Source organism: Rhodococcus sp. FH8 (assembly GCF_019266085.1).
Lineage (GTDB): Bacteria > Actinomycetota > Actinomycetes > Mycobacteriales > Mycobacteriaceae > Rhodococcus_F > Rhodococcus_F qingshengii.
Genome location: NZ_LPNQ01000084.1, coordinates 63337 through 90037, shown reverse-complemented (window position 1 = coordinate 90037; position 26701 = coordinate 63337). Strand labels below are relative to the sequence as shown.

General features: G+C 64.6%; 1 protein-coding gene. It reads right to left on the bottom strand.

Going from position 1 to position 26701, the window contains the following annotated elements:
• Window positions 1-41 precede the first annotated feature (41 nt).
• A complete protein-coding gene (locus tag ATN38_RS30925; protein ID WP_218749325.1) occupies window positions 42-26618 on the bottom strand; it encodes a non-ribosomal peptide synthase/polyketide synthase in 26577 nt (8858 codons plus the stop codon).
• Between the last annotated feature and the right edge of the window lie 83 nt (window positions 26619-26701).

Below are 26701 nucleotides of genomic sequence, written 5' to 3'. Positions count from 1 at the left end.
ATCACCCTGTGTGTTTCACTCATACCCATGTCGAACCTGGTTCAGACACCCCACTGAGCGATAACTTCTCGCAATCGTACAGCTATGGTTGCCGCCGGACCCGGTTCGATCATCTGGTTGTGTTCGCAATCGACTTCGGTGACTCGGAGGTCCCCTTCTACAAACCTTCGCCATTCGGCGACATCGTGTCCGTTCTCCGTAGATCTTCCGGCTACGAAGAACTCGATGGCTCCAACGTGGACAGGCGGTTGGTGCCGATTCGTCAATTCGACGGAGTGGGAGTAACCGCGACTGATCCGCGCCAGATGCTCCGCTTCGATTCCGATTCCGGCACCCAGGGTCTGCTCCAGCAATTCCGCCGCTTCTTCGAAGGTCTCGACCGTCTTGGATCCCGCCGGCATCGCGAGCCCGGCCAGTAGTTCGGAGACCGAGAGTTCTGCGGGCTGATCGGAATCCGACGACGGATAGCTGTCGAGTATCGACAGAGTCACGTCACGTCCGCTCCGAGTGAGGCTGTGTGCCACGGCGTGTGCGATCACGCCGCCGAGCGACCAGCCGGCCAGATGGATCGGGCCGGTCGATGCCACGGCTGCAATGCGATTCGCGTAGTCGTCGGCGAGTTCGGTCAGCGAGTCGAAGCTGGGCCCGCCGCTCAGGGACGGTAGCTGAAGACCGTAGACGGGTTGATCCAGCTCGAGATGCTTGACGAATTCTGCGTAACCCCAGGACAATCCGATACCCGGATGGACGAAGAACAGTGGTGCACGATCGGATCCGGCGCGCAGCGTGATCATCGGGGCGAGAAGATCCGACGAATCGTCCGGCGAGTGTGCGTCCATTCCGTCGGCAGCCCGGGCGACTCCGGCAGGTGTCGGATCCAGGAAAAGCGATTGCAACGGCACTCGCATCCCGAGACGCTTCTCGAGTTCGATGGTGATGCGAGTGGCCACGATCGACGTTCCGCCCAGTTCGAAGAAGTCGTCGTCGACGCCGATGTGCTCGTGCCCGAGCACGGTCTCGAAGATGTCGACGACCGTTCGTTCGGTGTTGTTTGTCGGCGGTGCGTACGGGACCGTGCGTCGCTCGAAGCTCGGGGTCGGCAGTGCCTTGCGGTCCAGCTTGCCGACCGGTGTCACCGGAATGCGGTCGACGACGACGATCGCGCCGGGAACCATGTGCGCGGGCAGGCGAGAAGACAGATGGCGGCGAAGCTCCCAGTCGTCGACGGTCTGTCCTTCCACGGGCTGGATGTAGGAGGCGATCATAGTCTCCCCCGACGGCGCTTCGTGCCCGAGTGTGGCGGCGAAGTAGACGGATGGGTGTGCCATCAGGACAGAGTCGATTTCGCCGAGCTCGATGCGGAATCCGCGGACTTTGATCTGGAAGTCGCTGCGGCCCAGGTATTCGAGGGTGCTGTCGGAGCGCCAGCGCACCAGGTCGCCCGTGCGGTACATCCGCTGGCCTGGTTCGCCGAACGGATCGGCGACAAATCGGTCGGCGGTGAGGTCGGGACGATTGTGGTATCCCCGGGCGAGTCCGGGGCCGGTCACGTACAGCTCCCCGATGACTCCCACCGGCACGGGCTTGAGGTGCCCGTCGAGGACCAGTCCGGCAAAGCCGATGGCCGGTCGTCCGATGTTGATGTCCTTGCCCGGCCGCATGGGTTCACTGACGCTGGCCTGGATGGTGGATTCGGTAGGTCCGTATCCGTTGAACATGCGACGGTCGCGGCCCCAGATGTCCACGAGTTCGGGTGGGCAGGCTTCGCCACCGACTGCGAGTACGCGGAGTTCGGGTAGCGCGGAGCTTTCGATCGAGCTGAGCGCGGTCGGAGTGATGAACGCGTGTGAGACGTGTTCGTCGGCAAAGATTTCGGCCAACTCGGATCCGCCGAAGACCGTCGGTGGGATGACGACCAGGCACGCTCCGCTGCCGAACGCCATCATGAGTTCGAAGACCGAGGCGTCGAAGCTCGGTGATGCCAGGTGAGAGATCCGCGAATAGGGCTGGACGTTGAATCTCTGATGTTCCTCGGCGTTGAGGTTTGACAACCCGAGGTGGGTGACGATGACGCCCTTCGGCTTCCCGGTTGAACCCGAGGTGTAGATCAGGTACGCGGGATGCCCGTGATGCAAGGGGATCGTGCGGTCGCGATCGGTGATCGCGGCTGCGCTCTGGGCGTCGATCTCGTCGACGGTCTCGGCTTCATCGAGGACCATCCACTCGACCGTGTCGGGAAGTTGACTGCGGTGAGCGTCGTCGGTGATGCCGAGTACGGCCCGCGAATCGTCGAGCATGTGGTTGATGCGATCGTCGGGATAGTTCGGGTCGACCGGCAAGAACGCTGCACCGGTTTTCGTGACCGCCCAGATCGCGACGATCTCCGCAGTGGACCGCGGCAGACCCAGCGCCACAAAATCTTCGGGACCGACGCCGCGCCGACACAGCGCGCGCGCCAGCTTCGTCGATTCCTCGTCGAGCTCGCGGTAGGTCATCGACCTCTCGCGACTCGAGAGGGCTGGGGCATCCGGGTTCGAGGCGACTGCTTCGGCGAGGATCTCCGGCCACACCCGCGCTCGAGTCGCGGCGGCACCGGATGCCGGCACCAGGGCAGCTGTTTCATCGGCGCCGAGGATGCCGATGTCGGCGATACGTGTTGCGGGTTCGCGTCCGACAGCGTCCAGGATCAGGCGCAGTCGGTCGGCAAACCGCCGAATGGTGGCGGGTTCGAAGAGATCGGTTGCGAAGTCGAAGGCTGCGGACATCCCTGCCGGGATGCCGAACTCGTCGAACTTCTCGTCGACGATCAGCTCCAGGTCCTCCTTCGCGAATTTGGTTTCCACGGTCAGTCCGTCGATGTCGAGGCCGGGTAGGTGGAAATGTGCGGGTTCGTTGTTCTGAAGTTCGAGGGCGACCTGGAACAACGGTGAGTACGACGTGGATCTGGTTGGGTTGATGACGTCGACGAGCCGTTCGAATGGCAGGTCCGAGTTCTGGAATGCGGCCAGGTCGATTTCCCGGACGTGCTCCAACAGGTCGGCAAACGTGATGTCGGGATCGACGCTGGTTCGCAGGACCAGTGTGTTGACGAACATTCCGACGAGATGGTCGAGCGCTGCCTGACCTCGGCCGGCGATCGGTGTGCCGATGGTGACTTCGTCGGCGCCCGACAACTTGGACATCAGCACTGCGAGCGCGCCGTGCAGCGCCATGAACATCGTGACACCGTTTGCCCTGGTGAGGTCCGCGAGGGCGCGGTGGGTGTTCGCGTCGATGTCGAAGGTGAATCGGTCACCGTGGAAGGTCTGTTGCACGGGTCGCGGGTGGTCGGCGGGCAGTGCGATGACGTCGTCGAGTCCGGCGAGTTGCTCACTCCAGTAGTGCAATTGGCGACTGATGACGGATTCCGGGTCGTCTTCCGATCCGAGGACGCGATGCTGCCACAACGTGAAGTCTGCGTACTGCACCTCGAGTGGCGCCCACGTGGGCTCGGTCCCTGCCGTACGCGCCAGGTAGGCCGTCATCACGTCGCGTGCGAGCGGCGCCATCGACGATCCGTCGGCACAGATGTGATGGACCACGACAAACAGAATGTGAACGGGTTCAGCGGTGTCGAGTCGGAACAGTGCCACGCGCAGCGGCAGGTCCACCGACACGTCGAAGCCGGTCGTGGCGAGTCGTTGCATGCGCTCCGCGAGCTCGTCCTCCCCCAACGTCATTTCACGGACCGGCGGTACTGCCTCGTCGACGGTGAGCACTTGCTGAATCGGATCGCCGCCGACGGCGGGGAACACCGTCCGCAGTGTTTCGTGCCGCTCGACGACGTCGGCGATGGCCTGTTGCATGGCCGTGACGTCGAGGTCACCGGTAAGGCGAACAGCTAGTGGGATGTTGTACGCGGCTGAGCGTGTGTCGAATTGGTTCAGGAACCACATGCGCTTCTGCGCCAACGAGAGCGGGACGCTGCCACTGCGCTCCATGGGAGTGAGCGGCACAGCGCCGACGGCAGTGACAGCGCTGGAGAGCCGTTCGGCGAGCTGAGCCGTCGTCGGTGCCTCGAACAGCACGCGCACCCCGACGTCGATGTTCAGTGCGGAGTTGAGCCGCGAGACCACGCGAGTGGCGATCAGCGAGTTGCCGCCGAGCTCGAAGAAATTGTCGTCGACGCCGACCCGTTCGACGCCGAGTACGTCGATGAACGCATCGGCGATCCGACGTTCGAGGCTGGTGCCGGGCGCCCGGAATTCCACACCGGTTCCGGTGAACTCCGGCGTCGGCAACGCTTTTCGATCGAGCTTGCCGACCGCGGTGCGCGGTAGCTCGTCGACGATCATGATGCTGGCCGGAACCATGTGCGAGGGAACACGTCCGGCGAGGTGCGCGGTGATCTCTGCCCCGGTCAGCGTCGATCCTTCCTCGACGGTGAGGTAGGACGCGAGAACTGTGGCGCCGGCCGGTCCGTCGACGCCGAGTGTCACGCAATTCGTGACACTCGCCATTGCGGTGATCTGGGCGTCGACCTCGCCGAGCTCGATGCGGAATCCGCGAATCTTGACCTGGAAGTCGCTGCGCCCGACGTATTCGATGGTGTGATCGCTTCGCCAGGAGACGATGTCGCCCGTGCGGTACATCCGGTCGCCAGGCTTGCCGAAGGGGTCGGCGACAAATCGCTCGCTGGTCAGGCCGGGACGCCGGTGGTATCCGCGAGCCAGGCCGATGCCGGCGATGTACAGCTCACCGGGAGCTCCGACGGGTACGGGTTGCAGGCGCGAATCGAGGATCATCTCGTGCACGCCGCGGATCGGTCCACCGATCGTGATGGGTGCGCCCACTGTCATGGGTTCGCTGATGTCTGCCATGACGGTTGTCTCGGTCGGGCCGTAGGCGTTGACGAATTCTCGTCCGGGAGCCCAGAGGCCGACGAGATGCGGCGGTAGTGTCTCTCCCCCGACGACGACGTGCCGGAACTCGTCCAGGCCGGCCGGGTCGACGGTGGCGAGCGCTGCCGTGGTGACGAACGCGTGAGTGACGTGTTCGCGGCGGATGAGACTTGCCAGTTCGGCGCCGCCGTAGATGTCGGTCGGGACGATCACCATGGTGGCTCCGACACCGAATGCCTGCAGGTACTCGAAGACGGCTCCGTCGAAGCTGGGGGTGGCGAAGTGCAGGGTTCGAGAGTGGTGATCTGCGTGGAATCGACGCTGCTGGTCGAGTGCGAAGCTGTCGAGTCCGGTGTGGGTGACGACAACTCCCTTGGGTCGGCCGGTGGATCCCGAGGTGTAGACCACGTAGGCGGCGTTGTCCATGACCACCGGTGCACGCCGTTCGTCCTGGGTGATCGGCAGCGTGCAACTGGTGGCGACGTCGTCGTCGAATGCCTCTTCTCCGAGCACCAACCAGGACACGATGGGTGGAAGTGTGTCGATGGCGTCGACGACGGTCAACCCGAACAGCACCTCGGAGTCGCTGAGCATGTGTTCGATTCGGTCAGCCGGATAGGTGGGGTCGACGGGGACGAACGCTGCGCCGGTCTTGGCCACCGCCCACACCGCGAGTACGGATTCGACGGACCTTTCGATGCCGATGGCAACCGACGTCTCGGGCCCGGCGCCGCGGCGAATCATGGCTCTGGCCAACTGGTTCGAGCGCCGGTCCAGTTCGGCGTAGGTCATGGAACGGCTGCCGGCCGAGAGCGCGATGCGGTCGGGATAGGTGGCAGAGACGTCGGCGAGAATCTCTGGGAGCGTTCGCGCGGAGCGCCCCGGGGAGCCGAAGACCGGCGCAAGATCACGGCTCTCGAACTCCGTGAGAACCTGCAGACGGGCCAGCGGCTGATCCGGTGCCGAGGCGAGTTGCCCGAGGACGATGCCCACGCGCTCGGTGATCTTGGCGACTTCGCGGGCGGAGAAGTGCGTCGGCAAGTACTCCATCTTCAGATTCAGCGTGTCACTTTCGGACGCCACCACGGCAATCGGATAGTGCGCCGAGTCGCGTCCGTCGATGCCGAGAACGTGCATTCCCGCGATGTCGGTTTCGGCGGTCAGGGCTGCCTCGTCGACGGGATACGACTCGAATACCGTCAGGGTGTCGAAGGAGCCGGCGGCGCCGACTGCTCCGGCGATGTCCGACAGTCCGATGTGGTGGTGGTCGAGCAATGACGCTTGCTCGGATTGCACGCGAATGGCCAGTTCGGCGAGGGTTTCTCGGGCGTCGAGGCGGACTCGGACAGGCACCGTGTTGATGAACAGGCCGACTATCGATTCCACGCCGGGCACCTGTGGTGGGCGTCCTGAGACCGTTCCGCCGAAGACGACGTCGTCGCGTCCGAGAAGTTCGGCGAGCACGATTCCCCATGCCACCTGTACCAGGGTCGCCATGGTCAGACCGCGGCTTCGCGCGAACGCCCGAAGAGTCTCGGCTCGTTCGGTCGGCAGCGAGTACGAGTGGATTTCACTTGCCACGGTTTCGGCGGCGGTGTCTGCCCTCGAGAGGTGGGTGGACGTGTCGACGCCCCGTAGCGCTTCTTGCCACGCCCGTAGCGAAGTCTCGGGTTCTTGCTTCGAGATCCAGGAGAGATAGTCGCGATACGACTGAACTCGGGGCAGAATCTCGGGGTCACCGTCGGTTGCGTAGAGAGTGAGCAGGTCTCGAAGCAACAGCGGGGTGGACCAGCCGTCGAGCAGGATGTGGTGGTTCGTCACGACGAGGCGTGCTGTGTCCGGTCCGATTCGCACGAGCATGAAGCGGATCAACGGGGCTGTTTCCATGTCGAAACGATGAGCGCGATCGCGTTCGAGCAGCTGACCGAACGCGACTTCACTGTCTTCGGCCCCGGACAGGTCGATCTCGGCCCAGCCGATGTCGACACCGGAACGGATCACCTGCAGTGCCCGCCCTCCCGGTGCGGAGACAAATCCCGCGCGCAGGCTCGGATGACGATCAACCAAGGCCTGCGCGGCGCGGCGCAGGCGCGGCGCCTCCACCCGACCCCCGAGCTCGAGGGTCAGTTGCACCATGTACGGGTCGATTTCGGTTTCGTCGAACTGGGCGTGGAAGAGCATGCCCGACTGCAGAGGTGACAGTGACCAGATGTCGGTCAGGTCGGGGAATCTGCGCTCGAGCTGTTCGATGCTCTGTTGATCCGCGGTGACGAGATCGAGATCGGTGGGCGTGAGCTCGCGCTCGGAGTGTTCCTCCACGTATTCACTCAGTGCGCCCAGTGCTCGGGCCCAGAGCTCCGCCAGTTCGGTGACTTCGGCCTCGCTGAGAATGCCGCGGGGGAAGGACCACGTAGCGCGCAGAATCGGACCGTGTGCGGTATCGGTCGTGACGGCGTTGATGTCGAGCACCGACGCGGCGGCCAATTCGCCGCTGTGCGCTTCGTCGAGGGTCACTTCCGAGATCGGCAGCCACGGCACTTCGCCGTGCTCGGGATCCGAGCCGGCAAATCGTCCGAGGTAGTTGAACGAGATCTGCGGCGTGGGCAGCTCACGAAGTTCCTCGTTTCGATCGAGGTACTTCAGGATGCCGAACCCGATTCCGTTGTCGGGCAGGCCGAGCAGCGTTTCCTTGACGAGTTTCACGGCGGAGGCGGCGGTTGATCCCCCGGCCAGTGCATCGACGACATCGAGTCCGGTGAGATCGATCCGGACGGGGAACAAGGTGGTGAACCAGCCGACCGTGCGCGAGAGGTCGGCGCCCGGTACGGCGTTCTCCTCGCGGCCGTGCCCTTCGAGGTTGACGAGCACGTCCCCGCTGCGCTGTCCGCGCGATCGACGCCAGGCGGTGACGGCAATCGCGAGAGCAGCGAGCAGCCCGTCGTTCACCGAGCCTCCGAAATGCTGAGGCACCGTCGAGATGACGTTCTCGGTCACGGAGGTCGGAACGTCGACGCTGACGCGGTCGACGGTGGCTCCGACATCGACGGCTGGGTCGAGCCCGCGTGCCCCGAGCAATGGCTCGTCGGTCCGCATTCTCGACCACAGGTCGATCTCGTCGCGTCGCTGCGCAGCGGTCTCGGCGAGCGCTGTCGCCCAGCGACGTATCGACGTTCCGCCCGGCGGAAGTATCGGTGTTTCTCCGTCGAACGCTGAGGCATAAGCAGTGACCAGGCCCGGGACGAGCATGCGCCAGGACACACCGTCGACCGCGAGGTGATGAAGGACCAGGAGCAACCGTCCGGCTTCGGCCCGGTTGCCGTTCGAGCTGACGGGATCCAACCAGACTGCGCTGATCATCTTCCCGTGTTCGGGATCGAGGCGGCTGGATGCGTCCTGCATCGCGGTTTCCGCAGCGGCGACGAATTCTTCGCCGCTGGTGGACACGATGGGGGTTCGGCGCAGGATGTCGGGGGCGGTGATGCTGCCTGGCTCGCGGATCTCGAGTTGGTGAGTCGCGGCGTCCAGGCGCGCCCGCAGCACGTCGTGACGATCGAGGATCGTTTGCAATGCTCGTTCCAGCGCGGGGCCGGAGACATCCGCGGGCAGTGCGATCAGCGCGCTCTGGCTGTAACTGCGGATCGTGCTCAGGTCACCTCGACTGCGTTCGACGAGCCACTCCATGATCGGCGTGAGCGGTAGCGGGCCGGCTCCCCCGCCGGGTAGCTCCGTGAGAACCGGTGCCGTTTCCGATGATTCGATGAGGAGCACTTTGGTGAGGCCGGCCACGGTCTTCGCTTCGAAGACGTCCCGCGGAGTGAAGACGAGGCCTGCGGACTTCGCCCGTGAGACGAGTTGGATCGACATGATCGAATCGCCGCCGAGACCGAAGAAGGAATCGTCCACTCCGATACTGCCCCGACCCAGCACCTCCGCGAAGAGGTCCGCGAGGACCGCTTCGGTAGCGGTGGCCGGCGCCCGCGTCGCCTCGGTTGGTCCCGTGACGGTGAAGTCCGGAGCCGGGAGGCTGCGTCGGTCGAGCTTTCCGTTGACCGTCAGTGGAAGCGATTCGAGGACGACGATCGCGGTGGGCACCATGTACTCCGCGAGTTCGGCGGCGACGAAGTCGGTCACCGTCGCTGAATCGACGGTACTGCCTGTTTCGGCGACCACGTACCCGACGATCCGCGGTGACGCTCCCTCCGTCCGAACAAGTGCTACCGAGGCAGCGACGCCGGGGCAGCGGAGCATTGCGGCTTCGATCTCTCCGAGTTCGATGCGGAAACCACGCACCTTCACCTGGAAATCACTGCGGCCCACGTACTCCAACTGCCCCGCGTCGTTCCACCTCGCCAGGTCCCCGCTCCGATACATTCGATCCCCCGAACTACCGAATGGATCGGGAAGGAACCGCACCGAAGTCAATGCGGGTTTCCCGAGGTATCCCCGAGTCACCTGATCACCGGCGACGTACATTTCGCCGACGACACCTGGTGGTACCAAGTTCAGTCGCCGATCGAGTACGTAGACGGACAATCCCGGTACTGCTCGCCCGATGATGCTCGCCGACGCGTGCTCGCTGTCGTTGCGGTCGAGTGCGATTCGACTGACGTGCACTGTCGTCTCGGTGATCCCGTACATGTTGACCAACGTCGGAGCCGTGTCGGCCCGCCTGTCGTACCACTTGCGCAACTGCCCGAGGTCGAGCGCTTCGCCACCGAAGACGACGTAACGCAGTGCAAGGTCGGGACCGGTGCCGTTCGGTGAGTACGCACGGTCGGCTTCGGCGAGTTGGTAGAAGGCGGTGGGCGTTTGGTTCAGGACCGTCACTCGCTCACGGCGGAGCAGTTCGTGGAACATGTCCGGTGATCTGGTCGTGTAGTAGTCGACGACGACCAGTCGGCCGCCGTGTAGCAGCGGCCCCCACAACTCCCAGACGGAGAAGTCGAATGCGTACGAGTGGAACATCGTCCACACGTCCGTGTCGTCGAACCCGAACGTCGGGGCGGTGTTGTCCATCAGAGTCAGGACGTTTCGGTGGCTGACCTGGACACCTTTGGGGCGCCCTGTGGATCCGGACGTGTAGATGATGTACGCGATCGCGTCGGGCAGAAGTGGTGTCGTCCGGTCCGCGTCGGTGATGCGACGGGGCGCGGAGTGATCGAGGCGTACCGCGATCTCCGGCGATCCGAGTTCGACGACGTCTATGCCGGATTCGATGATCTCCGAAGGTAGGTCGCTTCGGAAGTCTCCGGTCGTGACCAGGCATACCGGCCGCGCGTCGTCGAAGAGGAACCGCATGCGCTCGGCCGGGTAGGTGATGTCGACCGGCAGGTATGCCGCTCCGGTTTTGATGACGGCGACGAGGGCGAGCACGAGATCGGTGGTTCTGGGCATTGCAACGGCAACCACGGATTCCGGACCGATACCGCGGCCGATCAGGAGTCGGGCCAGGCGGTTAGCGCGCCCGTCCAGTTCGGCGTACGTCATGGCGCCGTCGCTGTCGTTGACCGCGGTCGACGACGGATGTGCTGCAACAGCCTCGAAGAATCGGTCCGCGATGTTGTCCGCTGGAGCCGGTTCGGCGTGAGTGTTCCACTCGGTCAGCATCTGTCGACGCTCGTCGGCGCTCACGACGTCGATGTCACCGGTAGGAGTCGACGGCTCTCGGGAGACCGCCTCGAGGATGGTGAGCAGTCTGCGTGAGAACGAATCGATCAAGTCACCGTCGAACAGGTCTGTGGCGTAGATGAATTCGGCGTCGATGCCATCCGTTCCGCCATCCGCGTCGTAACGCTCGGTGACCGAGAGTTGCAGATCGAACTTGGCGACGGGTAGGTCGAACTCGACTCCCGAGACCGACAGCCCCGGCAATTCGAGTTGTGGGAGTGCATTGTTGCGGAACTCGATGAGGATCTGGAACAACGGAGTGTGCGAAGTCGAGCGTTCCGGGTCGAGTGCGTCGACCAACCTTTCGAAGGGCAAATCGGTGTGCTGGAACGCGCCGAGGTCGCCTTCGCGAACCTGGGCGAGGACGTCCTCGAACGACGCGTCGGGCGTGATCTGTGTTCGCAGCACGAGAGTGTTGACGAACATACCGACCAGGTGATCGAGGTCGGCCTCGCCGCGGCCGGCGACGGGTGTCCCGATGGCGATGTCCTCGGTACCGGCCAGGCGCGCCGCAAGTACCGCCAGTGCTGCGTGCATGAGCATGAACATGGTGGTGCCGTGCTCACGTGCCAGGTCGGTCAGCGCCCGATGGGTCTGCGGCGATACCGCGAACCGGTGGACCGAGCCGACCATGGACGGCTTTGCCGGACGTGGGAACGACGTCGGCAACGCGATCGGCTCGCCCAGTCCCGCGAGTCGGTCCTTCCAGTAATCGAGCTGACGGGTCAGAGCCGAGTCCGGATCTTCCTCGGAGCCGAGCACTTCGTGCTGCCACACAGCGAAGTCGCCGTACTGCACGGCCAGTTCCGACCAGTTCGGCGCACTGCCGGCACTGCGGGCCGCGTAAGCCGCTGCCACGTCCGCTGCGAGGGGGTTCATCGAGAACCCGTCGGCGACGATGTGGTGGACGACGATCACGAGTACGTGCCTGCGCTCGTCCCCGTCGACGCGCAGGACCGCGCAGCGGATCGGAACTTCGGCCGAGGCGTCGAAGCCTGCCGAGGCCAGCTCGAGGATTCGATCGGACACTCTGGCAGCAGTGACGATTTCCGGCTCCAGGATCGGCATGACCTCGTCGCTGGACATCACCTGCTGAACCGGCTGTCCGTCGATCGAGGGGAACTTCGTCCGCAAGCTCTCGTGGCGCCCCAGTACGTCCGCTACCGCGGCCTGCAATGCGGCGAAGTCCAGATCGCCGTCGAGGCGCACTGCCAGGGGAACGTTGTAGGCGGGGGACGTCACGTCGAACTGGTTGAGGAACCACATCCGCTTCTGTGCCAGTGACACGGGCAGTGGGTCCGGGCGGGATCGCCGAGTCAACGGTGGTCTGGGGTTCTCGCCGCGGCCGACGCTCTCCGCCAGACGAGACAGCTGCCGAACTGTCGGAGACTCGAACAATCCTCGAACGCCGATGTCGGTGCCGAGAAGTGCGTTGACGCGGGCGATGACGCGGGTCGCGGTCAGTGAGTTTCCGCCGACGTCGAAGAAGTGAGTGTCGATACCGATCGGAGACACTCCGAGCACGTCCTCGAAAACGCCCACCACCAGCCGTTCCAACTCGGTGGCCGGTGCAGTGAGTGTTTCGGCATCGGTGTCGAAACGAGGCGCCGGAAGAGCAGCCCGATCGACCTTGCCGACGCCGGTCAGCGGTAGTTCGTCGAGCACGACGACGCTTGCGGGCACCATGTGTGCCGGCAGTAGCTCCCGTGCCGCCGCCCGGATGTCCTCGGCGCTCACCCGGCGTTCGTCGTCGCAGACGACATATGCCGCCAAGGCCTGCTCGTCGGAGGGTCCGCGCACCGCCAACGTGACCGCGTACTCCACGCCGGGCAGCTGACCCAACGCCGTGTCGACCTCGCCGAGTTCGATACGGAAACCGCGGATCTTGACCTGGAAGTCGCTGCGTCCGAGGTACTCGATGGTGCGGTCGCTGCGCCAGCGCACCACGTCGCCCGTGCGGTACATCCGCTCCCCCGGCTCGCCGTACGGGTTGGCGACAAATCGTTCGCTCGTCAGTGGTGAGCGCCCGTGATAGCCGCGCGCGAGTCCGACTCCGGCGACATACAGTTCGCCGGGAACTCCGACGGACACCGGTTGAAGTCTGCGATCGAGGACGACCTCGCTGAATCCGCGGTTCGGCGGTCCGAGATAGACCTTCTCGCCGGCCGGGATGGGGTCGCTGAGGTTGCAGGAGATGGTGGTTTCGGTGGGTCCGTAGACGTTGACGAACGATCTTCCCGGCGCCCAGGTGCGCACCAGGTCCGCCGAGGGCGCCTCGCCGCCCACCGTGATGGTGGTCAGTTCGTCGATTCCCTCGGGATCCACCGACGTCAGCGCTGCAGGCGTGATGAACGCGTGGGTGACATGTCCCTCGCGGAGAACGTCGGCCAGTTCGGTTCCTCCGTAGACGGTAGTGGGAGCTACGACCAGTTCACCGCCGACGGCGAAGGCGAGCAGATACTCGAGAACGGAGGCGTCGAAGCTCGGAGAGGCGAAATGCAGTGCGCGTGAATTCTCGGTGAGACCGTAGCGATGACGCTGTTCGTCGGCGAAGTTCTCGAGACCGGTGTGCGTGACGACGACGCCCTTGGGTCGGCCGGTCGAGCCCGAGGTGTAGATGAGATAGGCAGTGTTCTCCAACCGCGGGGTTCCTCGACGCTCGTCCTCGCGTAGCGGCGCCGTGGACACTCCGGAGAGCCGAGCGATGCTCGTCGGGTCGTCGAGTTCGAGCCACTTCGTCACACCGCCGTCGCCGGGTCTGTGGGCAGCCGTGGTCAATCCGAGCGAGGATGCCGAGTCCTCGAGCATGAACGAGATCCGGTCACTCGGGTAGCGAGGATCGATCGGCACGAAGGCGGCGCCGGTCTTGGTGATCGCCCAGACCGCTGCGACGGATTCGAAGGACCGTTCCACACAGATCGCCACCCGTGAGTCCGGGCCGGCGCCTTCCGAGATGAGCACGCGCGCCCACTGGTTCGACGCCTCGTCCAGCTCTCGATAGGTCATCTTTCTCTCACCACAGGACAGTGCGACCCGTTCGGGGAATCTGCTCGCGGTGTCCGAAAAGATGCGATCGAGTGTCCTGACCGAGCGGCCCTGCCGGCCGCGCGCGGGAACCAATTGCTGCACTTGCGAATCCGGCATCAGGCGCAGTTTCGCCAGCGGGAGATCCGGTTGCGCGGTGATCAGCTCGAGGGTGCGGAGCAGCCGGTCGGCGATCGCGTCGATGTCGTGATCGCCCAGGACTCCCGGGAAATACTCGAATTTGAGCCGCAGTCGCCCGTCTGCCGCAGAGGCAACGATCGCGAGTGGATAGTGCGCGGCATCCTCGGCGTCGTGGACGTCGAGAACGTGCATTCCGGCTATGTCGGTGCCGGAGGAGAGTCCACCGCGGTCGACGGGATACGACTCGAACACAGTCAGCGTGTCGAACGATGCAGCGGACCCCACAGCCGAAGTGATGTGCGAAAGCCCGACATGATGGTGATCGGACAACCGCGCCTGTTCCGCTTGGACGCGAACGCACAGCGCCGCCAGGGACTCTCTTGGATCGAGGCGAACTCGGACGGGGACGGTGTTGATGAACAAACCCACCATCGACTCGACGCCGGACACCTGGGGTGGTCGGCCGGAGACGGTTCCACCGAAGACGACGTCGTCGCGTCCGAGGAGTTCGGCGAGCACGATTCCCCAGGCCACCTGGATCAAGGAGGCTGTCGTCAGGCCACGGGAGCGGACGAATCCACGCAGAAGTTCCGTCTCACGTTCTCCGAGCGCTGTGGTCGTCGAGCGTGAGGTAGCGCCGTCCTCGTCGACGGCGTGAGTTCCGGTGAGCAGCGTCGGGTCGTCGAGTCCGCGGAGTGCTTCGCCCCAGGCCTCGATCGACACGCTGTCGTCGCGAGTGCTGATCCAGCTCAGATAGTCCCGGTAGGGGTGTACGCGTGGGATGGCACTGTGATCACTGTCTGTCGCGTAGAGCGTCAGTAGGTCGCGGACCAGCAGCGGCATCGACCATCCGTCGAGGAGGATGTGGTGGTTGGTCAGGATCAACCGATACGCGTCGTCACCGGTTCGCAGAAGCAGGAACCGCAGCAGGGGCGGAGTGGCCATGTCGAAGCCGCGGACCCGATCCGCATGGAGAAGCTCGCGTATCTCGGTCGCTTGTTCGGTGGGGGCCAACGGAGAGATGTCGATCTCGGTCCACGGCACGTCAACGTCTGCGTTGATCACCTGCACCGATCGTCCACCGGTGTCGGTCGTGAACGCCGCGCGTAGGTTCTCGTGTCTGTCGAGCAGTGCCTGTGCGGCACGGTGCAACCGGGACGCGTCGACGCCGTCGAGTTCGAGTGCGAGTTGGACGGTGTACGCGTCGACTGTGTGTTCGGCGTAGCGGGCGTGGAAGAGCAGTCCGGATTGCAGCGGTGAGAGGGACCAGACGTCGGTCAGTGTCGGGAACTCGCGCTCGAGGTGGTCGATGGAATCCTGGTCGAGGTCGATCAGGTCGATGTCGGACGGGGTGAGTCCCCCGCGTTCGCTGTGTTCGGCATAGGTGGCCAGCGCGCGCAACGCCTGCACCCAGAGGTCGGCGATGGCGCGAGCATCGCGCTCTGCCAGCACGCCGGTGGGATAGGCGATAGTGGCACCGATGTGCGGTGCGCCCGAGATCTCGGTGGTGACGACGTTGACGTCCAGGACCGAACCCACTGGCATCTCGGACCGCGCTGCCGCTTCCAGATCGACGTCCCGGGCCAGTGCCCAGTCCCCCAGTGACTCTCCTGCTTCGGTGCCGGAGAAACGGCCCAGATAGTTGAACGAGATCTGCGGTTGGCGGAGGTCTTCGAGTTCCGCTCGACCCACCTCGTCGAGGTAACGCAGAACTCCGTAGCCGATGCCGCTGTCCGGAACACCCAAGAGTTCTTCCTTGACACGCTTGAGCACCACCGCTGCCTCTGGGGCGCTGCTCATCACTTCCGCGATGTCGATGCCGGCGAGGTCGATCCGCATCGGGAAGACGCTGGTGAACCAGCCGACCGTGTGCAGGACGTCCGCACCGGGCACCACGTGAGCTTCGCGTCCGTGGCCCTCCATCGAGATGAGCACGTTGTCGGTTCGTATGCCCTGTGCCTGCCTCCACTGCGTCAGTGCCAGTGCGAGAGCAGCAACGAGACCGTCGTTGACTGATCCACCGAAAAGCGCCGGAAGCGTGGTCAGGACTGTGTCGGACAGTTCGACGGGTACGTCGGCGACAACTCGGCCGACCGAATCGAACGTGTCGAGCCGCGGGTCCAGCGGCCGGGTTCCGATCAGCGGGTCGGCACCTTCGAGTATCGAACGCCACCGGGGCAATTCGACTCTTCGATCGGGCGCGATGTCGCGGAGCGCATGCGACCAACGACGAACCGACGTGCCCGAGTACGACGGCTCCGGTTCCTCGCCTGCATCGATGCGGTGGAAAGCCGACGCAAGTTCCGGCACGAGGACGCGCCAGGAGACACCGTCGACGGCGAGGTGGTGGATCACCAGGAGCAGCCGGCCGGTGTTGCGCACGCCGGACAACCAGACGACCCGCACCATCGCGCCCCGGCCGGGGTCGAGTTCTCGACGCGCACCGCCCAGTGCGTCGACGATCGCCGCGTCGAACACCGCGGTGCCCGGCTCGGCCTCTACCTCGATCACCCGGCAAATATTCTCGGCTGCAACAGATCCCGGCTCGCCGACAACAAGCCTGCGCTCGCCGTCGAGCTCGAGGCGTGCGCGAAGGATGTCGTGACGATCGAGAACAACTTGAAGAGCCGCGGTCAACTGCTCCACACTGTGAAGCCCGTGCGGCGCGTTGAGAAGAGTCGCTTGGGAGAACGAATCGAGACCTCGGAGATCGGAGCCGAGCCGGTCGAGCCACCACTGAGCCACCGGCATCAACGGCACGTGGCCCACGCCGTCTCCGGGAAGTTCCTCGAGCACCTCGGGTTCGTCGTCCTTGGTCGATGCCAGCAAAACCGCAAGACCGGCGACCGATTTCACCTCGAAGACGTCACGCGGGGTGAAGACGAGCCCGGCATCGCGGGCACGGGCGACGAGCTGAATCGACATGATCGAATCGCCGCCCATCGAGAAGAACGAGTCGTCGACGCCCACCGATTCGACACCGAGGACATCGACGAACAAGGCGGCCAGCGTGCGTTCGGTATCGGATTCGGCGGCCCGCGAGCGTGCCTGGGTTGCTCGCAAGTCGGGAACCGGCAGGGCTCGGCGGTCGAGCTTTCCGTTGGCAGTCATCGGCAGTTCGTCGAGAACGACCACGACCGCAGGAACCATGTACGGGGCCAGAGCCGAGCCCGCGAACGCGATGACGGCCTCGGGATCCACAGTCTGAGCGTCGTTGGCAGGCACGACGTATCCGACGATCCGTGCGGCGCCTCCGTCACGTTCGAGCGTGGTCACCACGGAATGTGCAACGCCGGGATAGCGAGCCAGAACTGCCTCGATCTCGCCGAGTTCGATGCGGAATCCGCGAATCTTGACCTGGAAATCGCCTCGACCCTGGTACTCGAGTTCGCCGTTCTTGTTCCACCTGGCGAGGTCGCCGGTTCGGTACATCCGTGTGCCCGCACTGCCCGCGGGATTGGGCACGAATCGTTCGGCGGTCGTGCCGGCGCGGTTTCGGTAACCGCGGGCGAGTCCGTCGCCGCTGACGTACAGCTCTCCCGTCACTCCGACCGGGACGCGGTGCAGGCGATTGTCGAGGACCCACGCGGTGATGCCTGTCGACGGGCGACCGATCGTCACTCGATCGGTCGGGGACATCGGCTCGGTGATGCTGGCGACGACCGTCGATTCGGTTGGTCCGTAGGCATTGATCATGATCCGGTGATCGCTGACCCAGGCGGCGACGAGGTCGGGTGGGCAGACGTCGCCGCCGGTTCCGATGCACACCAGCTCGTTCAGTCCGCTCGGATCGACCGTGGCCAGAGCGGCTGGTGTGATGAAGGCGTGCGTGACGTGCTGGTCGGCGATCAGACTCGTCAGTTCGGTTCCGCCGATGATGCTTGGTGGGGCGATGACCATCGTGGCCCCGGCACCAACAGCCATCAGGAGTTCGAGAATCGAGGCGTCGAAGCTCGGTGAGCTGAAATGCAGCGTGCGCGAGGTCGACTCGACGCGGAAGCGACTGCGTTCCTGCTCGGCGAGTGCCGAAAGCCCACGGTGAGTGACCATGACGCCTTTGGGGACGCCGGTGGAACCGGAGGTGTAGATGACATAGGCCGGGTTGTCCAGGGACACCGCAGCCAGCAGCTCCGAGGCACCTATCCGCTGATCACCGATCTGTTCGAGGGTTGCGAGTGTCTTTGCCTGATCGAGCAGAACGGCGTCTGCCTCGTCGGGGACGACACCCACATGCTCGGCGGTGGTGAGAACGACGCCCGCTCCCGAGTCGTTGATCATGTGGTGCACGCGGTCGACGGGATACGCCGGGTCGACGGGTACGAATGCAGCGCCGGACCGGGCAACCGCCCAGATCGCGACCACGGATTCCAGTGAGCGTGGTAATGCCAGGGCGACAACGGATTCCGGACCGACCCCGCGGCTGATCAACAGTCGTGCAAGCCGGTTGGCGCGGCGGTCCAGATCGGAGTAGGTCAGATGGCGGTCGCCGAAAATCAGTGCAGTCCTCTGCGGTTCGTCGGCGTACTTCCGCTCGAGCAACGTCGAGAAGTGAACCTGCTCGGGAAGTTCCGGTGCGACGGCGCGAATCGTGTCGAGATCACTCACGAGATCGATGTCGCCGACCGGCGTGTGCGGTGACTCGGTGACAGCACCGAGAATCCGAACCAGGTATCGAGCGAAACCTTCGACGGTCGACTCGTCGAACAGGGCGCTCGCGTAGGTGAACCCGGCCTCGATTCCGGCCGGCCGGCCGTCGTCGTCGAAGGTCTCGGCAAGCGTGAGTTGCAGATCGAAATTCGAGACGGCGGATTCGAGTTCGAGGACCTCGACGTCCAAATCCGTCAGACGAACTGCTGGCCGAGTGGTGTTCTTGAACTCCAGCATCACCTGGAACAACGGTGAATGCGACGTCGACCGCTCCGGAGCCAGCGCATCGACGACGCGCTCGAAGGGGACGTCTGCGTGAGCGAAGGCGTCGAGGTCGGTGCTGCGAACTCTGGCCAACAGATCGGTGAACGAGGCGGCGGGGTCGACGTCGGCGCGCAGGACCAACGTGCCGACGAACATACCGACCATCGGATCCAGCAGGGCATTTCCGCGCCCGGCGATCGGTGAGCCGATCGTGATGTCTTCCATGCCGGACAATCTCGCCACGAGCACTGCGTATGCGGCGTGTACCGCCATGAACATACTGCTTCGGTGTTCGATCGCGGTTTCGCTCAGACGGCGGTGGATGCCGGCATCGATGTCGAATCGAACGACGCCGCCCGAGAGATCCTGCACACGCGGACGCGGTCGATCTGCGGGGAGCGCAAGAAGTTCGGGAACACTCGCCAGTTGACGTGTCCAGTACTCGAGCTGACCGGCAAGAGTGCTGTCCGCTTCGTCGATCCGACCGAGAGCCCTTTCCTGCCAGATGGCGAAGTCCGCGTACTGGACCGGAAGAGGAGACCAGTCTGGCGCCTCACCTCGATGCCTTGCCGAGTACGCGCTCATCACGTCGAACGCCAACGGTGCCATCGAGAATCCGTCGGCGCAGATGTGATGGACGACCACGGTCAGGACGTGATCTTCTTCGTCGACCTCGATCAGTTCCGCCCTGATCGGTGGAGCCTGCGTGACGTCGAAGCCCCTCGAGGTGAGACGTTCGATCTCCCCGAGTACCGCTTCGGCGTTCGCGGCGACAATCGGCAGCGCGCCCAACGCTTCACCGGGTTCGACGATCACCTGCGCCGGCACTCCCTCGATCATGGGAAACAGCGTGCGCAGCGATTCGTGGCGAGTAAGCACGTCGGTGATCGCGCCCTCCAACACGGCAACGTCCAACCGGCCTCTCAGCCTGATCGCTATGGCGACGTTGTACGCCGCGGACGTGACGTCGAATTGATTGACGAACCACATGCGCTTTTGTGCCAGCGACAGCGGGATCGTCTGTGGCCGCGGCAACGCCTCGAGCGGAAGGACTGCCGGTCCCCCTCGTGCCGTGGCGCACTCGACCGCCAACTGCGCAACGGTCGGCGCGTCGAACAACTCTCTGATCGACAAGTTCAACGACAGCGAATCGTTCACGCGCGCCACAGCGCGTGCAGCGACGAGGCTGTTTCCGCCGATCTCGAAGAAGTTGTCGTGAACACCGACTGCCCCGGATTCCAGAAGCTCCTCGAAGATCGCCGCCAACTGCGCTTCGAGCGGTGTTCGCGGCGCCAGATACGTCTGCGAACTGTCGAAGCTGGGCGCGGGCAGAGCCTTCCGATCAAGCTTGCCGGTCGAACCGAGAGGGAACACGTCGAGGGCGATGACCACCGCGGGAACCATGTAGGCCGGAAGGAGACCTCTCAACTCGGTGCGTAGACCGTCCGTGTCGATCGAAGTGCCGGTGTCGGCGATGACGTAGCCGACCAAACTGTCACCGACCACGTCGTCGTGATGGACGAGAGCAGCAGCTTGCGCGACACCGGGCAGCCTGAGCAACGCTGCTTCGACCTCGGCGAGTTCGATGCGCTGGCCGCGGATCTTGACCTGGAAATCGCGTCGACCGACATAGTCGAGCAGCCCGTCGGCGCGCCACCGGACGACATCACCGGTTCGGTACATCCGGGTGCCCGAAGGGCCGTACGGGTCGGCCACGAACCTGTCGGCGGTGAGATCGCTGCGCCCGAGGTATCCACGCGCCAGTTGCACTCCCGCCAGATACAGCTCGCCGTGAACGCCGACCGGAACCGGATGCAGCCGCCCGTCGAGGACATAGAGCTGGGTGTTCCACACGGGCGCACCGATGGGAACGGTGACGGTCATGTCGGGGGTGAATTCGGCGGCGCTGACGTCGACGGCAGCCTCCGTGGGTCCGTACAGGTTGAACAGTCCCGCAGAACTCAGACGGGTGAACGCCTCCGCAGTGGTAGGCGCGAGCGCTTCACCGCTGCAGAACACCTGACGCAGGCTCGCACACTGCCCGGCAGTCGCGGCAGCGACGAATTCCGCGAGCATCGACGGAACGAAGTGCGCCGTCGTGACGCCTCTGTCGGCAATCAACGCCGACAGGTACCCGGGATCACGGTGCCCGTCCGGTTCCGCGATCACCAACTGCGCGCCGGTCTGCAGGGGCCAGAACAGTTCCCACACCGAGACGTCGAAGGTCACCGGGGTCTTGTGCAGCACCACGTCCGACGCGTGAAGGGGGTACGTGTCCTGCATCCACAGCAGGCGATTGACGATCGAACGGTGTGATACTGCAACACCTTTCGGTCGACCCGTCGATCCGGACGTGAAGATCACGTAAGCAGCATTGTCCGGGCGCAGGGGTCCGAGCCGATCAGCGTCGGTGATCGGCGCCGTCGTGGACACCTGACGATCGAGATCGACGTCCACGATCGGGACTCGCGCGGGAAGAGCGCCGTGGTCCTGGGGCCGGCTCAGCACGCAGATCGGTTCCGCGATGTCGAAGACGTACGCGATGCGCTCGGCGGGATGATCGGGATCCACCGGGACGTATGCCGCACCGGCACGGATCACGGCGTGGACCGCGACGAGTAGTTCCGGTGACCGTCGAATCGACACCGCGACGCGCATGTCCGGGCCGACCCCGCGGGCGATGAGGGTTCTGGCAAGTTCACCGACCCTCGCGTCGAACTCCGCATAGGTCAGTGTCCGCTCGCCGTAGACCAGCGCGGCCCCCTCGGGTGTCCGGGCTGCCTGCTCCGCCACCAGGTCCGAGAGGGTGGTGATCGGTACGGCGTGTTCGGTGGCATTCCAACGCTCGAGGACCAGTTCCGCCTCGCCCGGAGCTGTGAGATCGACGTCGCCGACGACGGATTCCGGGTAGGCAGCTACCGCGTCGAGGAGCATCGTGAAGCGATCAGCGAGGCCGGACATGGTGTCCGAGTCGAAAAGCTGGCTGGCGTAGTTCAACTGGCCGTCGAGATGGTCGCCGCGGTCGGTGAGAATGACCTGAAGATCGAACTTTGCCGCGCCCGTCGACAGTTCGTCGACCGTGACCTCGAGCTCGGGCAAAGTGACCTCGGTGGGAGCGGCGCCCTGCATCACCAGCATCACCTGGAACAGCGGCGCCTGGTTGTCTGCGAGGGATTCGACGAGTACGTCGTACGGCACTTCGGTGTGCTGCAAGGCCGCCACGTCGACGTCGCGGACGCGGGTGAGAACTTCACCGAAGGTGAGTCCCCCCTCGAGAACCGTCCTCAGCACCACCGTGTTGACGAACATTCCGACGACGTCGTCGAGAGCGCGCTCGCTCCGCCCGGCCACCGGAGTGCCGATCGTGATGTCGTTCGCTCCGGATTCTCGGCTGAGCAGGACGGCCAGCGCGGCGTGGATCACCATGAACACGCTGACATCGCTGCGCGCCGCGATCTCGCCGACCCGGCGGTACGTCGCGGAGTCGATCCGGAAATCGAGATCGTCACCGCGCAGCGAGACACCCGCAGGGCGCGGATGATCCATCGGCAGTTCCGCGAGCTCACCGCGTTCGGTGAGCGTGTGCGACCAGAACCGCAACTGCTCGGCAAGAATCGAATCCGGGTCGGACGCTTCACCGAGCGCTCCGCGTTGCCACTCGCTGAAATCGCCGTACTGCACTTCGAGTGGCAGCCACGCCGGCACGCGTCCGCTCGCCCGCGAGGCGTACGCCACCATCACGTCACGAGCCAGCGGCGCCATCGACAGGCCGTCTGCTGCAATGTGGTGCACGACGAGGACCAAGGTGTGCTCGCGTTCGTTCACCTCGAGCAGAGTCGCGCGGATCGGCACCGATTCGCTGACGTCGAATCCCTCTCGCGCGAGCTCACTCGCCCGCGCCGAGGTCGCTGCGGCAGGCACCGTTTCCACCTCGAGATGATCGAACATCTCGTCCACACCGAGAACGTGCTGGACGGGGCCACGCGCACTCTCGGGGAAAACGGTCCGCAAGATCTCGTGTCGAACGATCACGTCCCGCAGCGCGGTGAACAGTGCATCGACGTCGAGATCGCCGGTCATCGAAACCGCGATCGGAATGTTGTACGCCGGCGAACTCGGATCGAGTTGATTGGTCAGCCACATTCGTTGCTGCGCCAGAGATACCGGTATCCGGTCAGGGCGATCGATACGCGTCAGTGCCGGGGCACGTGTGTTCCGCGAGTCCGCGAGGTCGGCACGTGCTGCCAGAGCGGAGACGGTCGGCGCCTCGAAGAGGTCGAGAACGCTCAGCGTCGTTCCGAGAGCTCCGTTGACTCGCGACACGACGCGGGTCGCGATCAACGAGTCACCGCCGAGGTCGAAGAAACTGTCGTCTGCTCCCGCCCGGGTGATACCGAGCAGATCGCAGAACACCGCCGAAATTCGCTTCTCGGTCGAGGTCTCGGGGGCACGGTATTCAGCCGACCCGCCCACAGAATCGATGTCCGGTAACGCTTTCCTGTCGATCTTTCCTGCCGGAGTCAACGGAATGGAGTCGAGGACGACGATCCGCGCCGGAACCATGTGGGCTGCCAACGAAGATCTCGCGTGGGCGACCAGCTCGGAGTTGTCGATGTGTGTGCCCGCAGCCGCCGTGACGTACGCCGCCAACAGTGTTTCCCCACTCGGGCCCGCAACTCCGGCGGTGACTGCCTGTGCGACGCTCGGGTGGCGGCGCAGCACGTCGTCGATCTCGCCGAGCTCGACGCGGAAACCGCGGATCTTGATCTGGAAGTCGCTCCGGCCAAGGTACTCCAGCTCACCCTCGCCGTTCCACCGCGCGAGGTCACCCGTGCGGTACATGCGCTCTCCCGCAACACCGTTGGGGTCGGCAACAAATCGTTCGGCCGTAATCGTGGCACGCGCGTGGTACCCGCGCGCCAAACCGACACCGCTCACATAGAGCTCGCCGGCGACACCGATCGGCACCGGTTGAAGCCGCGAGTCCAGGAGGACGGTTGCGGCTCCGCGCATCGGCTTCCCGATGGTGACGGGAACATCGCTGCTCAGCGGTCCGGTCAGAGTGGCGACGACGGTGGTTTCGGTCGGTCCGTACGCGTTGAACATCGAGCGTCCGTGTGACCACTGATCCACCAGCGCGGGTGAGCATGCGTCGCCGCCGGTCACGACCACTCGTAGATCCGGTAGGCCGGCGGGATCGACTGTTGCCAGCGCGGCCGGGGTGACGAAAGCGTGGGTGACCCGTCCGATACGCATCACCTGTGCCAGTTCGTCGCCGCCGTACACGGTGGGCGGCGCGATCACCATCGTTGCCGCGCCCCCGAAGGCAAGGAGGAGTTCGAGGACTGAAGCGTCGAAGCTCGGCGAAGAGAAATGCAGGGTGCGGTCTCCAGGTTCGACTCCGAACCTGACTCGTTCTTCGTCGGCGAAGCTGCTCAGCCCGCGGTGACTGACCACGACGCCTTTGGGGACACCGGTGGAGCCGGACGTGTAGATGAGGTATGCCGGATCGTCGTAGCTCAGGCGCGTACGCCGCTCGGCGTCGTCGACCGGTGCATCGGAATGGTGCGAGGTGTCCAGTTCGTCGAGGAGCAGCCAATCCACCGAATCGGCGAGCCCGCCATGGTGCTCCCCCACACTGATTCCGACTACAGCTCCCGAATCGGTGAGCATGTGCCGAATACGATCCTCGGGGTAGTGCGGATCGATCGGGAGGAAGGCACCGCCGGTCTTGGCCACCGCCCACGTCGCGGTCACCGATTCGAGAGACCTCGACAGCGCAAGGGCGACATAGGTGCCGGGGCCGACTCCCCTGTTGATCAGTTCACGGGCGAGTGTGTTCGACTCGGCGTCGAGATCCCGGTAGCTCACCTCACGATCACCGAAAACGAGCGCTGGGGCATCGGGGTTCACAGCCGAGGCCCGGCGGAGAATATCGGGGAGGGTCAACGGGGAGGACGCGGTCGCTCCCCGCGCCGGTACCAGGGACTCACGCTCGAAGTCGTCGAGGAGATCGAGGTCTCCGACCGGCGTTCGCGGGGCTGCTGCTGCGCCTGCAAGGATCCGCACCAGTCGCGAGAGGAAGGCTCGGACCGTGGATTCGGCGTAGTGCTGCGTGGAGTACGCAACCTCGAGGGCGCCGGTATCTGCGTGGACGTCGATCGCCACGTCGAGGCCGGCAATCGTGGTCTCCTGCGAGCCGTCGTTGAGGTGGACGTGCAACTCGGGCAGTGCGGGGACACCTGCCGCCGATCGAATCGACAACGTATCGCGTTCTCGAGCAAGAGAACTCACGAACTCGTCGAACGGCGCCGCCGGATCGACCTCGCAGCGCAGGGGCAAAGTTCCCCACTCGGTCCTCGTTCCGATCAGCACGTCCCGGCGCTCGGTCGATCTCGACAGCAACGAAGCAAATGCGGCATGGACAACGGCAAAGAGGGAGACGCCTTCCGTGCGCGCAAGTTCGGCGACCGCGGGATCGAGTGGGACGCTCAGCCGATTCGTACCGGTGGGCTCCGATTCGGCGTCGATTCGCTCGAGGCCCAGTGTCTCGAGGTCCAGTGTGGAGCCCTCGTCGGAGTCCCCCAGGTATCTCGCCCAGAACCGCTCGAGTTCCCTGCGCTGTGCACTGCGCGCCCCTGCCTCGGCACTTGCCGGATGAATCCGGTTCATCGGCGTACCGGCCGGTGCTGCTGTCAGTTCTGCGACCAACTCGGTGAACGCCCGGTGGTGCTCGGCCAGTTCGTCGTGTCCGTAGCGATTGGGGTTTCCGCGAAAGTCGATCAACGTCTGCGCCGGATCGCCGCTCTGGTACACGTTGACCAGCAGATCCTCGACCGGACCCGACGTGACGATGTGATACTCACCGGTCAGTGGCCCGAGGGTTATCTCCTGCCGGAAGAGCATCACATTCATCATCGGGCCGGACAGACGCGCGTCGCCGACGGTCAGACCGGCATCACGCCGGATGTCCTCGAGGCTGCATCGCTGATGACGAAGCGCACCGAGAAGTTCGAGTTGCACGCGCCCGACGAGATCGTCGACACTTTCGTCCGGGTTTACGTGGATGTGTAGCGGCGCGACGTTGACCAGCATTCCGCCGGACCGCTGCAGCGGTGCCGTCGTCCTCGCGGAAACCGGCAGGTTGATCAGCACGTCGTCGTAGCCGGTACTGCGGGACAGGTAGCACGCCAGTGCCGAAATCAACACTGCGGCCGGAGTTGCACCGGAACGTGAATTCCACTCGTCCAAGGCAGCAAGGCTGTTCGTCGACATCGCGGCACTGACGAGTTCACTGCGTGCAGTCGGGGGTCCCTCACGGGTGGCCAACGTCGAACCGTGTTCGACGCCCGACACACGCTGGGCCCAGTACTCGCGGTCGGCTTCGAATCGGCTCGATTCGCGGTACTTCTGGTCGAGCTCGGACAGCGTCGTGACGTCGAGCGCCTTGTTCACCGCAGGCTCTCGACCTTCGACGGCTGCGGTGTAGATCGCCGCAATCCGATTGACGATCGTCATACCGCTGTATCCGTCGAGAGCGACGTGATGAATCCTGGTGTACCACAGGTAATCCCGATCACCAGTTTGAAGAATTGTCATCTCGACGAGACGATCGCGAGTCAGATCGAGCGTCGTCGCGTAATCGTTGTCCATCCACTCCGAGGCAGCCTGCCGAGGGTTCTCACGCTCGCGGAAGTCGAAGTAGTCGATGCCCGGGTCGATCGTGAAGTCCACGATCTGGCAGGGCTCCCCATCCGGGTACATCAACCGTAGAAACGGTGATTCGAACTCGTGGGCAGCCTCCACCGCGGCGCGACTGAGCAGTTGCATGTCCAAATCGCCGTGGAACTCGATGTACTGCGCGATGAAGTACGGGACCGTCGGGTGAAGTTGCTGCGCAAACCACATGCTGCGCTGCACCGCTGACAGGGGGAACGCTCCTGCCGGCAGGCTTCGCGATCCGGTGAGCGGGTCGATCCTCTTGTCGGTATCCATCACGACCACCCCCACACAGCGTTGTGACGATCAGCGTTGTCACGATCAGCGCCGGGAAGTGTGGCTCGGGGATTGAAGAGAAA

Excerpts from the sequence above, each read along its gene's own strand:
- ATN38_RS30925 (WP_218749325.1), bottom strand. The coding sequence starts at position 26,618 with ATGGATACCGACAAGAGGATCGACCCGCTCACCGGATCGCGAAGCCTG.